The organism is Sneathiella glossodoripedis JCM 23214, from assembly GCF_000616095.1.
In the GTDB taxonomy this organism is placed as follows: domain Bacteria; phylum Pseudomonadota; class Alphaproteobacteria; order Sneathiellales; family Sneathiellaceae; genus Sneathiella; species Sneathiella glossodoripedis.
Window position 1 is genome coordinate 226,513 of the sequence record NZ_BAMS01000001.1, and the last position, 17,551, is coordinate 244,063.

Annotated in this window: 12 protein-coding genes and 1 pseudogene; 11 read left to right on the top strand and 2 right to left on the bottom strand. The window is 46.6% G+C overall.

Translation table 11 applies throughout. The features are described from left to right. Positions 1 to 6 precede the first annotated feature (6 nt). Entirely contained in the window at positions 7 to 1,314 is a 1,308-nt protein-coding gene (locus JCM23214_RS01125) for an ABC transporter substrate-binding protein (protein ID WP_439646369.1), read from the bottom strand. A 412-nt stretch (positions 1,315 to 1,726) separates the two neighbouring features. Further along, positions 1,727 to 2,662 (bottom strand): LysR family transcriptional regulator, encoded by a 936-nt coding sequence (locus JCM23214_RS01130; RefSeq protein WP_025897072.1) that lies wholly within the window; start codon positions 2,660 to 2,662, stop codon positions 1,727 to 1,729. Between the two features lie 167 nt (positions 2,663 to 2,829). Between JCM23214_RS01130 and JCM23214_RS01135 the strand changes: the two genes are divergently transcribed. The 11 genes and pseudogenes from JCM23214_RS01135 (at position 2,830) to JCM23214_RS01185 (ending at position 17,430) form a co-directional block, all read left to right on the top strand. Beyond that, entirely contained in the window at positions 2,830 to 4,419 is a 1,590-nt protein-coding gene (locus tag JCM23214_RS01135; protein WP_051548070.1) for an amidohydrolase, read from the top strand. Next, positions 4,416 to 4,772 (top strand): CobW family GTP-binding protein, encoded by a 357-nt coding sequence (locus JCM23214_RS18480; RefSeq protein ID WP_025897074.1) that lies wholly within the window; start codon positions 4,416 to 4,418, stop codon positions 4,770 to 4,772. Before JCM23214_RS01135 ends, JCM23214_RS18480 begins: the two co-directional genes overlap by 4 nt. A 38-nt stretch (positions 4,773 to 4,810) precedes the next feature. Next, positions 4,811 to 5,365 carry a GTP-binding protein gene (locus JCM23214_RS21895; RefSeq protein WP_148301734.1) on the top strand — a complete coding sequence of 185 codons (555 nt, stop codon included), beginning with the start codon at positions 4,811 to 4,813 and terminating at the stop codon, positions 5,363 to 5,365. A 170-nt stretch (positions 5,366 to 5,535) separates the two neighbouring features. Further along, complete coding sequence (locus tag JCM23214_RS01150; RefSeq protein ID WP_025897077.1) at positions 5,536 to 6,126, top strand: ANTAR domain-containing response regulator; 591 nt, start codon at positions 5,536 to 5,538, stop codon at positions 6,124 to 6,126. A gap of 58 nt (positions 6,127 to 6,184) precedes the next feature. Then, positions 6,185 to 7,383, top strand: a pseudogene (locus tag JCM23214_RS18485) (CmpA/NrtA family ABC transporter substrate-binding protein). A 326-nt stretch (positions 7,384 to 7,709) separates the two neighbouring features. Beyond that, positions 7,710 to 9,071, top strand: a complete 1,362-nt coding sequence (locus JCM23214_RS01160) for a CmpA/NrtA family ABC transporter substrate-binding protein (protein WP_439646370.1) — start codon at positions 7,710 to 7,712, stop codon at positions 9,069 to 9,071. A 58-nt stretch (positions 9,072 to 9,129) separates the two neighbouring features. Beyond that, positions 9,130 to 10,209 carry an ABC transporter permease gene (locus JCM23214_RS01165; RefSeq protein WP_025897081.1) on the top strand — a complete coding sequence of 360 codons (1,080 nt, stop codon included), beginning with the start codon at positions 9,130 to 9,132 and terminating at the stop codon, positions 10,207 to 10,209. Between the two features lie 9 nt (positions 10,210 to 10,218). Next, positions 10,219 to 11,991 carry an ABC transporter ATP-binding protein gene (locus JCM23214_RS01170; protein ID WP_025897084.1) on the top strand — a complete coding sequence of 591 codons (1,773 nt, stop codon included), beginning with the start codon at positions 10,219 to 10,221 and terminating at the stop codon, positions 11,989 to 11,991. After that, positions 11,988 to 14,435, top strand: coding sequence for a nitrite reductase large subunit NirB (gene nirB, locus JCM23214_RS01175; RefSeq protein WP_025897085.1), 2,448 nt, complete (start codon positions 11,988 to 11,990; stop codon positions 14,433 to 14,435). Before JCM23214_RS01170 ends, nirB begins: the two co-directional genes overlap by 4 nt. Beyond that, positions 14,432 to 14,776 carry a nitrite reductase small subunit NirD gene (gene nirD / locus JCM23214_RS01180; RefSeq protein WP_025897087.1) on the top strand — a complete coding sequence of 115 codons (345 nt, stop codon included), beginning with the start codon at positions 14,432 to 14,434 and terminating at the stop codon, positions 14,774 to 14,776. Before nirB ends, nirD begins: the two co-directional genes overlap by 4 nt. Further along, positions 14,773 to 17,430 (top strand): nitrate reductase, encoded by a 2,658-nt coding sequence (locus JCM23214_RS01185; protein WP_025897088.1) that lies wholly within the window; start codon positions 14,773 to 14,775, stop codon positions 17,428 to 17,430. Before nirD ends, JCM23214_RS01185 begins: the two co-directional genes overlap by 4 nt. The last annotated feature ends 121 nt before the right edge of the window (positions 17,431 to 17,551 follow it).

The following is a 17,551-nucleotide window of genomic DNA, read 5'->3' on the forward strand; positions in this document are numbered from 1 at the left end:
CCTTACTTACTTGAAATAGACTTCATCCAAAGGAGACATTGCGCCCCATACGGTCAAAGGCGGATTACCAAGCTTTTTGCTGTAAGCTGTGTGATAGGGAAGCGTATTGATAAACGCCAGTGGAGCCTCGCTCACGATAATTTCCTGAGCTTCCTGATAGAGGGCGATCCTTTTATCGGTATCCTGCTCTTCTGCAGCCAGCTTCAACAGGCCGTCCACTTTTCCGTTACAATAGCTTTGTGTATTAGACCAGATCACGCCTTTGCGAATATTTTCACAAGAGTAAGTCCGGTGAACCCCGATGACCGGATCACCCCAGTTAAACACGATATCAAGGGACATATCAAAATCATGTCCACCAACGCGCTTTGCCCATGTTGGAAAATCCGGTGACGCCCGAAGCTCCACGTCCACACCAATCTTTTTAAGCTGCGGCTTCAGATATTCAGCCACACTCTTCTGCATTTCAGCAGCACCGGGGATATAATCCAGTTTCAGCTTGAAACGCATGCCATCTTCGCCGGGTTTATAACCCGCCTCATCAAGCAGTTTATTCGCCTTTTCAATATCTAGTTCAAATTTTTCCACATCGGCTGCGTAAAACGGACTTCCCGGTGCTACAGGCCCCGTTGCCGCTGTTGACTGCCCCCCGTGCAAAGCGTTAGTGATAAAATTTCTATCAAAACCATAGGCAATCGCCTGACGGACTTTCTCATTTTTCAGAATTTCATTGTTGGTATTAAAAGCCAGCCAATTCATTGGACCGACTGCCTCATAACCCTTTGAAGTCACGACAAGGTCATCATTCTTTTTAAGACGCCGGATATCCTTGGTGCTGGAGAGGAAAGGAAACATCGTCACTTCCCCCTTGTCCGTCGCAAGAGCCAGACTTGTCGTATCTTTATAATTTTTGATAATGATCTTATCCAGATAGGGCCGTCCTTCCAGAAAATAATCACTATTCTTTTCCAGAATTATATATTCGCCGGGCTTAAATTCCTTGAATTTGAAAGGACCGGATCCAACAGGGGCATTATTCATCGGATGACTTTTCAAATCCTGCCCATCCCCATAAACATGCTTTGGAATTATCGGCAGAAGCGCACTGCTCATGGCCAGCAAAGCCGCTGGATGGGATTTAGAAAATGTAATAATGGCTATGTGAGGATCGGAGGTGTCCACATTCTCAACCGGTTCAAACATTGACTTGAACGGATGATTTGTTTTCACCGTTTCAATGGAAAATTTCACATCTTCTGACGTTATGGGTTCACCATCATGAAAGCGCGCGTTTTTGCGTAAATTTAGAGTGATACTTCTCCCGTCCTGAGAAACATTCCAACTTTCCGCTAAATAGGGTTGAGGTTGCCAGTTCTCATCAATTCGAAGCGGGGTTGCAAATATCTGTGTTCCCGGTACAGCGGTTGCGATACCAGATTGAACCGCAGGGTTTAAATGCCGCGCCTTTTGTGTCGTTCCCATCACCAATGTACCACCGGGCTTTCCCTGCTCCGCCTTTAATGGTGTTATGCCGAACGTACCCGCCAGAAGCGTGGCGGCAAGCGCCATGACTCCGATTTTTCTCATCCCAGCCTCCTGTTAGTTGTAGCGAATTATTTTTGATTTTTATTCCGCTTACATGATCAAAAAAAGGCTACCCAACTCCCTTTCTTTAGTAAAATATATTTTTACTTTGTATATCATCTAAATATTTGAGGATATACCCTCAGGTCAGATCCATCGCCAATACCGCATCGTTAAACGCCCCTTCAGATCGAAGGCGCAAGCAGGTTTCAATGACCACTTGATCCGCCTTGCTCAGCGCTGCATCTTTTCTTCGCAATATACCGAATTCCACTACACGGTATCCAGAGGTCAGCGGAATTCGAACCAAATCCCCTACAGTATACTGCTGTTTTCTTAATGGGCGCAGGTTAAAGACCGAATATCCAAGGCCTGCTGCAACCATACTGCGTACCATTTCCGCTGATTTTGAGGAATAAACGACACGTGGCGTTAAATTATCTTCTGCAAACAGACTGAACATATAATCCCGTGTCTGCTCCAGATCCAACAAGACCATCGGTTCAGTATGAAGATCCTTCAAGGAAAGTACTGTTTGGCTGGCAAGCGGGTGGTCATGAGGCAATACCACATGAGGTGGAGCTTTGAACAATGGCGTAAATGAAATGCCTTCATGTGGTTCGCCCAAAAATCCAAGCCCAAGATCGATTTCATTGTGAACCACTTTTGTCAGGTTTGCCTGATTTTCTCCCTCTTCGAAATGCATTGAAATGCCGGGATAATTATTGGCAACGGACCGCGTAATGAGGGGCAATAAAATCGGTGCCGCCGGTGTAAAACAGCCCATTTTTATCGACCCGTTAACCGTATTTGCCTGCTGCGTAACTGCATCTTCAAACGTTAGGTGAGCCTTTAACAACTGGCGGGCATGCCCCAAAAAGGCGGCGCCAAACTGTGTTGGCGTAATCCCTTTGGATGGGAGGCGCCTGAAAATAGCCCGGCCCAATTCCTGCTCAATCGAGTCGATGGCAGCAGAGATGGAGGAGGGAGAGATATTCAATTCCTTTGAAGCATGCGTAATGGAACGGTGACGCGCAGCAACTTCAATATATCTGAGCTGTTTAAGAGTATATCTCATTATAACTCCACTTATTCCTCAAAAAGTCAGAGGAATAAAACTTAAATAATCTATTTTTCAGAGGTTAGGACGGTCCGTAAACTCTGTCCATAAAAAACAGAACTGAAAAATTCAGGGGAGCGGCCGTGTCTTCAATTACTGTATATAAAGCCAAAAAAGTCATCACTATGGACCCCGCATGTCCTGCTGCTGATCATATCGCCGTCAAAGATGGGAAAATCCTTGCGGTGGGGACTGAAAAAGAAATTTCGGCTTGGGGAGATCATGATCTGGATGAAACCTTCAAAGACTTGGTCATCATGCCAGGAATGATCGAAGGGCACTGCCACCTTATGGCAGGTGCAATCTGGCAATTCACCTATGTTGGCTATCAGGATCGAATTGACCCCGATGGAAAATTTTGGCCGGGCGTGAAGTCCATAGACGATGTACTTGACAGGTTGAAAAAGGCCGAGGAGAAACTTGGACCTGACGAGCCGCTTGTAGCATGGGGCTTCGATCCCATTTTTCTGATGGCTCGCCGAATGGATAAGTCCGACCTTGATCAGGTTTCAACAACTCGGCCTATTGCAGTTATCCACTCCAACTTTCATTTGATGACGGTAAATTCAGCCTCTCTGAAACTCGCCAATTATGTCGCAGATATGGGAATAGATGGCATAGCGCTTGGTGAAGATGGCACACCGAATGGTGAGCTGCAGGAAATGGCAGCCATGTTCCCGATCATGAGGCGACTTAACATCAATCTGAGAGAACTTGGTAGAGCCTCCAAAAGTCTGCTTGCTTTTGGACAGGTCTGCAACAGAGCAGGCGTTACCACCGCAGCGGATCTGCTGAACGACCTGCCTGATGAAGACGTTGAAGAAATGACAGAAATCACGTCTCGCGAAGATTATCCCCTTCGCCTGCATTCCATGTTAAATGCGCTGTCGCAAACTGCAACAGAAATCCGGGATCGAGCATTGATCCTTCGACAAAAAAGCACAGATAAGCTAGTCTTGGGGGGTGTGAAAATTGTAACTGATGGATCCATACAGGGATTTACCGCCCGAATAAGATGGCCGGGTCATTTCAATGGAAATCCAAATGGAATTTGGAATATCGCTCCGGGTCAACTCCACGAGTTGGTAGATGTCCTGAACCAGGCAGGCGTGCAAATGCACATTCACACTAACGGGGATGAAGCCATTGAGGTTGCACTCGATGCCTTGGAAGCAGCGCGTATAAAATCAAACCGGCCAGATGTTCAACATGTACTGCAACATTGCCAGATGGCGGATCGAGCCCATTTCAGGAAAATGAAACGTTTAAATGTTCACGCCAATCTGTTTTCAAATCATATTTATTACTTCGGCGATAAACATTTAGAAATTACGATCGGGCCTGATAGGGCACGCCGAATGGACGCATGTCGTTCTGCGGCGGATATGGGTGTTACTTATGCGATTCATTCAGACGCCCCTGTAACGCCAATGGCCCCTTTATTCACTGCTTGGTGTGCGGTCAATCGTCAGACGGAATCCGGTCGAACGTTAGGTGAGTATGAAAAAATCTCTGTTGGCGAAGCTCTGTACGCAATTACAATGGGCGCCGCTCAAACCCTGCAGGTCGATGATCGGGTTGGATCAATTGAAATTGGCAAATGGGCGGATTTTTCAATTCTGGAAGACGACCCAGAGTCGGTGGACCCTATGAAATTGAAAGATATTCCAATTTGGGGAACAGTAGTCGCAGGCAGAAAGTTCAAAATTCAATGAGTGAGAGCAAACACCCACTTCCAGTGACTGTAATTTCCGGGTTCCTTGGAAGTGGAAAAACGACTTTGGTAAACAGATTACTCAAATCCACGACAAATGAGCGTCTTCTCGTCTTGGTAAATGATTTTGGAGATATCGCAATTGACCAAGATCTGATTATGGCTGAAGAAGATGGCATGATTTCTCTGGCCAATGGATGTGTCTGCTGTAGCATGGGCGGGGAATTATATGAAGCGTTTGACAGAATTCTCTCAATCTCTCCACCACCTGATCATCTGGTAATTGAGGCGAGCGGCGTGGCAGAGCCTCAAAAATTGCCAATTTTGCTCGAGCTGAACCAGATCTGGAATTAAGAACCATCCTCACCGTTGCAGATGTGCTGAACCTTAAAGTGACCTTGAAAGACCCACATATAAAGGATGTCGTGATTAATCAATTTCAAGCATCCGACCTCATTTTAATGAGCAAATCACAACTTTCAGATAAAGAAAAGCAGCAAAGAACATTGAACCTGATCAATGAGATTGCGCCAGAAAAACCGGTAGTGGACTTGGCCGATACCCCAAATGTGAAAGAGCTGCTACTGAACTTTTATCCTACAACAGATCGATCCAGTGATAATTGCGACCATCATGATCACCACCAAATTTTCCGGTCTTGGTCCATAAAATTTGATACATCCCTGGCAACCGCCGATGTAAAAACTCTTTTCAGCCAGCTACCAAGTCAAATTTTGCGAGCAAAAGGTTTATTCAGATGCCGTAACGATGGCCTACTTTATGAAATACACCGCGTGGGCGTTCGTGTGGACATTCAGAGAAAGATAGAAAATGAAAATTCCGGCGACGCCGCAAAATTTGTCATCATCGGTTTAAATCAGTCCGATTTCGAGAAAACGACCAATATCTTGAAAGCAATCTTCAAAAGCTGTCACGTCAACCCTTAACCCTGCGAAGCGGCAGCATTTGATATATTTATTCTGAGACCTCTCGCAATTATTCGAGATTGATCTGGCTGCATAAACGCATACAACAAAATCCGGTATAGTCAGACGCTAACATAAAATTGATAAATTATTGCGTTGCACAATTTATTTTGCAAATGCACAATATCAACATGTCGGCGAAAGATATAAAAATACTGGTAATTGACGAAAACCGCGTACGGGCTACCATCATTCAGGATGGCCTGAATGAAGCTGGTCATTCCAGTGTCACCGTTCTTTCAGAAATTAAAGGGGTCGCAAGCCAGATTGAAACTCTGGATCCGGACGTGATTATAATCGATCTGGAAAACCCCAATCGCGATATGCTGGAAGCGATGTTTGCGTTATCCAAAAGCGTCAAGCGACCAATCGCAATGTTTGTAGACAATTCTGATCAGCAATCCATTGAAGCCGCTGTAGAGGCGGGGGTTTCCTCGTACATCGTTGATGGACTGCGCCAAGACCGGGTGAAACCGATCATGGATATGGCGATCACTCGTTATCGTGCTTTTTCCAAAATGGAACGTGAGTTGGAGATTGCAAGAAACGAACTTGCAGAGCGCAAAACCATTGATCGCGCTAAATCCATTTTGATGCGATCAAAAGGCATTAGTGAGGAGCAGGCCTACAGCCTTATGCGCACAGCTGCGATGAACCGCAGTCAGAAAATCTATGAAATTGCCGATAGTATAATAATGGCGTCCTCACTGCTGCAGGAATAGGAGACAATTAATGGAAACCTCAAACCCAGTGACTGTTTGCGCAGGTTTTCTTGCTCTGATGGATGCGGCCATTCTTATCACTGCAAAAGAAAAGGGCTTTGCACTTAACGAAGGCATTGACCTTCAATTGGTCAAAGAAAGTTCCTGGGCCAACATAAGAGACCGTATGGCAATCGGGCATTTTGACGTAGCCATATGCTCGCGCCTATGCCAATTGCATCCGCGCTGGATTTAATGCCCCTTCCCCTAAAAATACTGGCACCAATGGCACTAGGGTTAGGCGGAAATGCCGTAACACTTGCAAGCTCTTTGGCAAAAGAATTATCCAGCCCAATTCCCGTCGCAGAGCTAACTGCAAAAGAAGCTGGAGACGGCCTTCTTCGCTTGATCAAGAAACGCAATACTCAGGGAAAACGCCGTTTGATATTTGGTGTTGTTCACCCTTTTTCCGGTCATAACTACGAACTCAGATACTGGCTGTCAGCCTGCGGCATCCAACCCGACAGGGATGTAGAAATAGTTGTTATACCACCATCTTTAATGCCGGACGCCTTAGCATCGGGTATGTTGGATGGGTTTTGTGTGGGAGAACCCTGGAACAGTGTCGCAATTGAAAACGGTACTGGCGTTCTTTTGACAACAAAGTCCAGAATATGGCGAAATAGTCCAGAAAAAGTATTGGGCGTAAACGAAACATTCGCCACTGAAAATCCGGTTATCTTAAATGCGTTGATCCGTGCGCTTTATAAAGCAGCAACATGGTGCAATAACACTGAAAATACAAAAGCACTGGCGGAACTGCTGTCATCCAAAAACTATATTGGCGTACCTGCGGAAATAATCGAAAATTCGCTGCAAGGAAAATTTAAAACTGCAGCGGGAAATTTCACCCTGATTGAGGATTTCTTTATTCCTCATAACCGGGCCGCCACCTTCCCCTGGTTAAGCCATGCCTTGTGGTTTTACAGCCAGATGGTCCGCTGGGGCCATGTAAAATGGTCTTCAAAACATCTGAAACAAATTCACTCCTGTTACAGACCAGACTTATATCGTTCTGCGCTCTCGAACCTGCAGGCACCTTTGCCATCTGCAAACTCTAAAGTAGAAGGCGCTCTTAAAGAGGAGCAGTTCGTCGGTTCAATGCAGGGTCAGCTTGCTTTGGGGCCTGACGGCTTTTTCGATGGGGAGATATTTGATCCAGACGATCTTGAAGACTACATCAAACGTCAAATTTCCATTCACGAAGCCCATCCCTGAATATTGCGGCGCACAAAAATTATGCAGCTGCTCAACAAATAAGCCGATCGAGCTCATCTTCTAAAATCGATAAAAAATCGTAACCATTTGAAAATATAAATAAATTTAAAATATCAACATTTGGCACACTGTTTGCAAAATTAGCTTCATGGATATTTAAGTGCCCAAGGATGGGTACACCGGCAAAGCTGCCATGCTGCTTCGCAGATCAATGACGATCAGGCGAGGACGCATTGCAGTTTTTTTTTGGTCAATCTTGAACACGGGAAATCAACATGAAGCTCAAGAATAGTGCGCTAAAATATACAAGACGCGTCATTTTGGCGATGAGTGCAACCCTTCTGATGTCATCCACAACTTTTTCAGTCTCCAGCGCAGAATTTCTGGATGTGGAAAAAGACGAACTGAAGTTTGGTTTTATCAAATTGACCGACATGGCTCCTCTCGCCATCGCTTATGAAAAAGGTTATTTTGAAGATGAAGGCCTCTTTGTAACTCTAGAACCCCAAGCCAATTGGAAAGTCCTGCTGGACCGCGTTATAACCGGTGAACTGGACGGCGCTCACATGTTGGCAGGCCAGCCTCTCGCTGCCACTATCGGTTTTGGTACCAAGGCCCATATTGTCACGCCGTTTTCCATGGATCTGAATGGAAACGGAATTACTGTCTCCAACGAAATCTGGCAGATGATGAGAGAGCATATTCCATCAGGGCCAGATGGCAAACCCGTTCACCCCATAAAGGCCGACGCACTTAAGCCTGTAGTTGAAAAATTCAAAGCTGAAGGCAAGCCGTTCAACATGGGTATGGTCTTCCCAGTTTCTACCCATAATTATGAACTGAGATACTGGCTTGCTTCGGGCGGCATCCATCCAGGTTTTTACAGCCCGGAGAATGTGTCAGGTCAGATTAAAGCCGATGCTTTACTGTCAGTAACACCGCCACCGCAAATGCCTGCAACTATGGAAGCCGGTACAATTTACGGATATTGCGTTGGCGAACCTTGGAACCAGCAGGCTGTATTTAAAGGCATAGGCGTTCCCGTTATCACTGATTATGAAATCTGGAAAAACAATCCTGAAAAGGTTTTCGGATTAACGAAAGAGTTCACCGAAAAAAACCCAAACACGACACTTGCTTTAACCAAAGCTTTGATCCGCGCGGCAAAGTGGCTCGATGAAAATGATAACGCCAACCGAATGGAGGCTGTCGAAATTCTTTCCCGTTCAGAATATGTGGGTGCAGATCGCGAAGTTATTGCCAATTCCATGACCGGAACATTTGAATACGAAAAAGGCGATAAACGCGAAGTTCCTGATTTCAACGTATTTTATCGTCACTTTGCAACATACCCTTATTATTCGGATGCTGTCTGGTACCTAACTCAAATGCGCAGATGGGGCCAAATCAGCGATCATAAAAGCGATGAATGGTATGACGAAGTCGCTCGATCAGTTTATCGCCCAGACATTTATCTGAAAGCTGCGAAACTCCTCGTCGATGAAGGTTATGTGCAAACATCTGATTTCCCATGGGAGACGGACGGCTATCGGGAGCCTACACCTGCATCGGATATCATCGATGGCATTCCTTATGACGGCAAAAAACCGAATGCCTATATCGACTCACTCAAAATCGGCCTCAAATCAAAGCAAGTGATCAAGGGTGACACCCTGATCGAAGGATAGGTTGGAGAGCGTGATCGTTCTGAACGGTCACGCACCCAACAATTTAAGGATCTATGACATGACCAATAGTTCTGAAGCTATTTCAATTGAAGACGTCAGCCGCAAAAGGGAAAAACTGTTTTCACTTATCAACAGTTCGTCAAGCTGGCTAAATGCACTTGGGTTTTCGTGGCTGGTTCCACTACTGAAAATGCTGGCTGGAGACAACCGTCAGGAACAGATCACAGAGCTTAGAAAAATTCTTCTATTTCCTCTTTTAGGAATCACCATATTTCTCGTAGCTTGGGCAGTTTTGGCGCCCCGTGTACAAACCTCACTGGGAGCTATACCCGGCCCCTCTCAGGTTTGGGAGCAAACCCACAACCTCTGGCAGGACCATATCAGAGAACGCCAGAAAGCGGATGCTTTCTATGAACGTCAGGACAAACGTAACGCCAAATTAGTCGCCGCAGGCAAGGCCGACAAGGTCAAAGAACGTCAATATACCGGCGCACCGACTTACATTGACCAGATATTTACCTCCCTCGGGACCGTCGGTCTTGGATTTATTATTGCGACTATATTTGCGGTTCCCCTTGGTATCGCTTCAGGTCTTTCAAAGGCTGTAAATGGCGCCATCAATCCGTTGATACAGATTTTCAAGCCCGTATCTCCACTAGCATGGCTTCCCATTGTCACCATGGTAGTTTCCGCACTTTATATTGAACCATGGGACTGGCTGCCCAAATCCATGATGGTATCGGCTGTAACTGTAACGCTGTGTTCACTTTGGCCAACTCTCATCAATACAGCTTTAGGAGTTGCGTCAATTGACAAGGATCTGATGAATGTCAGCCGGGTCCTTCAGTTACCAACCGCAAAAACCATTACCAAGCTGGTTTTGCCCTCATCTCTGCCACTTATTTTTACAGGTCTTCGTCTTTCATTGGGTGTTGGCTGGATGGTGTTGATCGCCGCTGAAATGCTGGCCCAAAACCCCGGACTTGGAAAGTTTGTCTGGGATGAATTTCAGAACGGTTCATCACAATCACTTGCCAAAATCATAGTGGCAGTGCTGACCATCGGCATTATCGGCTTCATTCTGGATCGCATCATGTATGCGCTACAGACAGCTTTTACATTCTCTTCAACCCGATAGGCGAACATCATGTCATTTTTGGAAATCTCAGGAATGTCAAAGCATTATGGCGAGGGTGATAACCGAACCGAAGTTCTGCATGACGTCAATCTAAAAGTTGAGGAAGGTGAGTTTATTGCCATTGTCGGATATTCGGGGTCAGGTAAAACAACCTTGATATCTACGCTAGCGGGCCTTGTTACACCGGACTCAGGCGGAGTTCTGTTTCGCGGCAAGCACGTAACAGGGCCAGGTCCGGAACGGGGCCTTGTATTTCAGTCTTATTCACTCATGCCTTGGCTAACTGTTGAAGGAAATATCTCACTCGCAGTTGATGCAGTTCACAAATCCAAATCGCGTGCCGAAAGGTCTTCAATTACACAAACCTATATTGAAATGGTCGGCCTTTCTCATGCGAAAGACCGAAGGCCAGCGGAACTTTCCGGCGGAATGAGACAACGGGTATCCGTGGCGAGAGCCCTCGCCATGCAGCCGGAAGTCCTGTTGATGGACGAGCCGCTATCTGCACTGGATGCACTGACCCGAGCCAAACTGCAGGACGAGTTTGCCGAAATTTCCCAGAAGGAGAAAAAAACCATCATCCTGATCACCAACGATGTGGATGAGGCAATTTTACTGGCGGATCGCGTCATCGCCCTAACACCGGCTCCAAATGCGACGCTGGGTCAGGAGTTCAAAGTAAACCTTACCCGGCCACGGGATCGCGCTGAAATCAATAGCGATCAGGAATTCATACGGCTAAGGGGCGAGATCACTCAATACCTAATGGAAATGGGGACAGAACGCGGAAAAAACACAGAGCGCGAAATCAATTTGCCAGATATCATTCCAATTTCCAGACGGGAAAAAATACCCGCTGCCTATAAAAGAGCTGCCCAAACAGTGCGTGACAATCGCTATCTGGAACTCAGTCAGGTCAAGAAAGTCTATCCAACTCCCAAAGGTCCGCTGACAGTCGTCGATGGATTTGATCTAAAGATGAATAAGGGTGAGTTCATCACCCTGATCGGCCATTCTGGCTGCGGTAAGTCTACAGTCCTTTCCATGGTATCTGGCCTCAATTCGATATCCGAAGGAGGCATTATTCTGGATGGAACGCACATTGAAGGTGCTGGACCAGACCGAGCGGTTGTTTTTCAAGCACCCTCCCTTCTTCCATGGCTCACCGCATATGAAAATGTATGTCTTGGCGTCGATAAGGTCTATCCAGATGCAGACAAATCAGAACGCAGGGACGTTGTGGAATATTACCTCTCGAAAGTTGGCCTTGCGGACTCCATGGACAAGCTTGCAGGCGATCTATCCAACGGAATGAAGCAACGGGTTGGAATTGCGCGTGCCTTTTCACTTTCACCTAAGCTTTTACTTTTAGATGAACCATTTGGAATGCTTGACAGCCTGACCCGTTGGGAATTGCAGGATGTCCTGATGGACGTATGGAAAAGAACTCGGGTCACTGCAATCTGCGTCACCCACGATGTTGACGAAGCCATTTTATTGGCGGACCGGGTTGTAATGATGTCAAACGGTCCCAATGCGAAGATTGGCAACATTATGGAAGTCAATCTTCCACGCCCTCGATCCCGAAAAGCACTACTGGAGCACCCAGACTATTACGCTTATCGCGAGGAGCTTCTGGAATTTCTGGACGCTTATGAGGGTGGTGCAAATCCGACCCGCCAGCAACTGGAAGGAATCACACGAAAACGCCAGGAAAGAGTTGCGCGACAATCGCAACCATCCAAGCGCACTGAGTTCATACCTGCAGGACGTGCATCATGAAGAAAAAACTAGCCATAATTGGTAATGGAATGGCCCCCGGCAGAATGCTGGAACATTTGTTTGAAGCTGATAGAGATGCTTATGAGGTAACCATATTCAATGCCGAACCCAGAGTGAATTACAATCGCCTCATGCTTTCGCCTGTGCTCTCGGGTGATAAAACATATGAAGATATCATCACACATGATGATGACTGGTATGCGAAGAACGGCATTACATTGCACAAAGCGACAAGGATCACTGAAATTAATCGGGGGCAAAAAACAGTTTCGGCGGAAAATGGGTGTATAGCGAGCTATGACAAACTGGTAATTGCCACTGGCTCCAACCCTTTTGTCATACCAGTAGCAGGTCACGACTTAGACGGGGTAATGGTTTACCGCGACTTGGACGACGTGGAAAAAATGTTGAATGTCGCCAAAGAAGGTGGCCAAGCAGTTGTTATCGGTGGTGGCCTGCTCGGTCTTGAAGCTGCTGCTGGCCTCAAAGAGCAGGGAATGGATGTAACCGTTCTACATTTGATGCCCAACCTTATGGAGCGACAACTGGATGAAGCCGCGGGCTATCTGCTTGAACAAGCAATCATTGATCGCGGAATTAATGTCATCACCAATGCGAATACGAAAGAAATAATCGGAAAAGATAACAAAGTTCAAGCGGTCAAGCTGGAAGACGGCACCCTGATTGACGCGAAAATTGTTGTGATGGCCGTTGGTATTCGACCGTCCATCGAACTGGCGCTGAATTCTGAACTGGATTGCGCGCGTGGAATTCTCGTCGATGACAACATGCGCACTTCTGATCCCGATATATATGCCCTTGGAGAGTGCGTCGAACATCGTGGCCAGTGTTACGGGTTAGTGGCACCTTTGTATGACATGGCAAAATCACTGGCATCCGATCTATTGCAGACCCCACGACCCTATAAAGGCTCCCAAACTGCTACGAAACTTAAAGTCAGTGGCATCGACTTGTATTCTGCGGGAGACTTTGCTGATGCACCGGAACGCGAAGAAATTGTATTGCGCGATGGCAATGCAGGTATCTACAAGCGTCTGGTAATTCAGAACAACAAGATATTAGGTGCTGTACTCTACGGAGATACAGCGGACGGCTCCTGGTTCTTTGATCTATTGAAAAAAGAGACTGATATTTCCCAAATGCGCGATACGCTGATATTTGGGCAAGCTTATCAGGGAGGTACCCCCCTGGACCCTACGGAAGCCGTTGCAGCCTTACCAGATGATGCGGAAATCTGCGGTTGTAACGGCGTTTGCAAATCCACGGTCATCTCTGCCATCTCCGACAAAGGATTAACATCTCTTGATGATGTTCGGGCCCATACAAAAGCTTCCGCATCTTGCGGGACATGTACAAATCTTGTTGAAAGCCTTCTGCAGCTGACGGCAGGAGATGCCTATAATCCCGCCGCAATTACACCACTTTGCTCCTGCACCGAACTTGGTCACGCAGATGTAAGAGCAAACATTCGGCTGAAGCAGTTAAAGTCCATTCCACAAGTCATGCAGGTTCTGGAATGGAAAACTTCCTGCGGATGCGCCAAATGTCGACCAGCACTCAATTATTACCTGCTCGCCGAGTGGGCATCAGAGTATGAAGACGACAATCAATCGCGTTTCATTAATGAGCGGGTTCATGCAAATATCCAGAAAAATGGAACCTATTCCGTCGTTCCCAGAATGTGGGGTGGGCTTACAAATGCACAGGAATTACGCGCAATTGCTGACGCAGCTGACAAATATAATATTTCTACGATAAAGGTGACGGGAGGGCAACGAATTGACCTTTTGGGTGTCCAAAAGGAAGACCTTCCTCATATTTGGGCAGATCTTGGCAAAGTAGGGTTTGTCTCCGGTCATGCCTACGCCAAAGGATTGCGGACCGTTAAAACCTGTGTCGGGGCTGACTGGTGCAGATTTGGAACACAGGACTCTACAGGGCTGGGGGTCAAGCTTGAAAAATTCCTGTGGGGATCGTGGACACCGGCAAAGGTTAAACTCGCAGTATCCGGTTGTCCAAGAAACTGTGCAGAAGCAACCTGCAAAGATGTTGGTGTTATATGCGTTGATTCCGGCTATGAAATTCATTTCGCAGGGGCCGCCGGGCTCGACATTTTAGGAACAGAAGTTCTTGGGTTGGTAAAAACTGAAGAAGAAGTACTCGAACATGTAGCAGCATTAATCCAGATGTATCGCGAACAGGGTCATTATCTTGAACGTATCTACAAGTGGGCGCGCCGGATTGGACATGATGCAATTCGAAAGAAAATCATGGAAGATGCACCTGAACGCAAAGCATTGCTTGAGCGCTTCATTCATTCCCAAAAATATACTCAAACCGATCCCTGGTCAGAACGCGTATCGGGTAAAGACAAGCACGAATTCAAGCCCCTCAAACTGGTGGAAATGGAGGCTGCGGAATGATCGATGGTACAAAAAGCTGGATTGAAGTCGGCTCAATTTCAGAAATTCCAATTCGAGGAGCCAGATGCGTCAAAATCGGGGATCTGACAATCGCACTTTTTAGAACAGCTGAAAATAAAATCTTTGCAATGGAGGACAAATGCCCTCACAAAAATGGGCCCCTTAGCCAAGGGATCGTTCACGGCGATTGTGTCACATGCCCACTTCATAACTGGATCATCTCTCTGGAAACAGGAGAGGCCCAAGGCGCAGATAAAGGCTCTACGCTTACCTTTCCAACGCAGATAAATGATGGAGTTATATCCATCTCTCTGCTCGCGCGAAAAGAGGTGGCCGCGTGAACCAACTGACCGAGTGTAAAACCACTTGCCCGTATTGTGGGGTAGGATGCGGTATCATCGCCAAAAGTGGTCAAAATGGTTTAGTATCCGTTGAAGGGGATCCAGAGCATCCAGCCAATTTTGGCAAACTTTGTTCCAAAGGGTCAGCACTCGCGGAAACAATGACGCCGGAAAACCGTTTGCTTGAGCCTATTGTCAACAAACAAACAGCAACATGGGATATCGCCCTTACACTGATCAGTGAGAAAATTAAAGATGCGCTTTCGCACTTTGGACGCGATTCCGTCGCATTCTACGTGTCCGGCCAGTTGCTGACCGAAGATTATTATGTTGCCAACAAACTGATGAAGGGCTTCATCGGGTCGGCCAACATTGATACCAACTCTCGTCTTTGTATGGCATCTAGTGTGGCTGGTCATAAACGTGCTTTCGGTAGCGATACAGTGCCAGTCTCATACGAAGATCTGGAGAGCGCGGACCTCGTGGTCCTGGTTGGGAGTAACCTAGCCTGGTGCCATCCAATTTTATACCAGCGCCTTGCTGCCGCCAAAGAACTGCGCCCAGACCTTAAGGTTGTCGTTATAGATCCTCGTCAGACCGCGACAACCGAGCTTGCGGATCTTCATCTTCCCATTGATCCCGATGGTGATGTCTCCCTTTTCATCGGATTAATTAACCACCTGATCAATTCAGGGGTTTGTGATACAGAATTTATTGAAAATCACACAGATGGATTTGAAAAAGCCTGCGTACAAAATCAACGCCTGACAATCGAGGAGGTTTCTCCGCAATGTGGGCTTGAGCCAAAGCTGATAAAGGCCTTTTTCGATCTTTTTCAAAAAACGGACAAGACAGTTACAATATATAGTCAGGGCGTCAATCAATCCCGCACTGGAACTGACAAAGTTAATGCCATCCTGAACTGTCACCTGATTACCGGACGTATTGGTAAACCCGGTTGCGGGCCTTTTTCAATCACCGGTCAGCCCAATGCCATGGGCGGACGAGAGGTTGGCGGCCTCGCGAACATGCTGGCAGCCCATATGGAACTGGATAACCCTGACCACAGGCAAATCGTTCAGACATTTTGGAATTCCCCTTATTTGCCTGAAAAACAAGGTCTAAAGGCGGTGGAAATGTTTGATGCTGTGGATCGCGGCGAGATTAAAGTGCTTTGGATCATGGCTACAAATCCGGTTGATAGCCTGCCAGAATCAGAATTTGTAAAAAAAGCGTTGGCGAAATGCCCCTTTGTTATCGTCTCTGACATTTACAGTAATACGGACACCAATCAGTATGCTCATGTTCTACTGCCGTCCGCTGGTTGGGGAGAAAAAGACGGAACCGTAACGAATTCTGAGCGGCGCATTTCCAGGCAGCGACAGTTTCTTACCCTGCCCGGCTGTGCCAAACCCGACTGGTGGCAGTTGGCAAAAGTGGGGCAATTACTTGGGTATCGCGAGGCTTTTACCTATTCATCTGTTGCCGAAATCTACCGGGAACATGCAGCGCTATCTGCTCAGGACAACAATGGGACCAGAGATTTTAACATAGGCGCCCACAGCCAGCTTACTAATAAAGAATACGATAATCTTACACCAGTGCGGTGGCCTGTCAAATCATCGACCATTGGCGATACAGCCCGATTTTTTGAAGATGGAAAGTTTTTTACTTCCAACACCAGAGCAAAAATCCTTTGTATTTCCGTGCCTGAAAAAAAACGTTTGAAAAACCAGTTTCACTTAAATTCTGGCCGCATCAGAGATCAATGGCATACGATGACGCGAACAGGAAGATCTGCTCGCCTTTCAGCTCATTTATCTGAACCGTTTGCGGAGATAAATCCTTTGGACGCCGAAATTCTGAAAATTTCTGTTGGTGATATTCTGGAGCTAAGCAATGAGTATGGTTGTGTAAAAGTGCGTGCACTCATTACTTCTCGCCAAAAGAGTGGGCATCTGTTCGTTCCAATACATTGGACAGATCAACATGCATCAAACGCCCGAATAAATAGCCTACTCCCCAAAGTTACCGACCCTTACTCCGGGCAGCCTGCGCTAAAAAACGCTCGGGTTTCAGCAACAAAATACAACGCGGACTTATATTTCTTTCTAATCTCCCAGAACAGACCCTCACTTCCGAAAAATGCATACTGGTCCTGCGTTGAAACCGAGGGAGGATGGCGGACTGAGTATGCCGGCCCTGCTGACCTTCTGGAAGACTTTGAGAGGCAAAAGGAGTTATTTAATCTGCAACCTCACAGCAAACCAATGATCTATGAAGATAAAACACATGGGCAAATTCGCATTGCCTGGTTATCGGAAAATAAAATTGACGCAGTTATATATGCCGCAAATGAACCCGTTCACGTCTCCAGAAGTTGGGTTTGCTCAAAACTTACAGAAAACTTCAATGACCCTCTGACACGTCATCGTCTGATCGCAGGGCGTGCGCCTGGTGATGAGCCCGAAAAAGGGGCGATCATTTGTTCCTGCTTTGGTGTTGGCACTACTGAAATCGTTACATCCATTCGAGCGGGTTGTCGTGACGTCAATGCCGTTGGAAACAAGACGAAAGCCGGGACAAATTGTGGTTCCTGCCGATCTGAAATTGCCACATTGATTCAGCAAAATTCACTGCTTGCGGCTCAATAAAAGAAATTCCGAGAACTTCTCAAACATGCTCAGTACAGTTGGGAGGGTTTCCAAAACCCTGAGCGTATGACTAACTAACTTACTGATCTGTTACTCGAATTCATTTCCTAAATTACTGAAT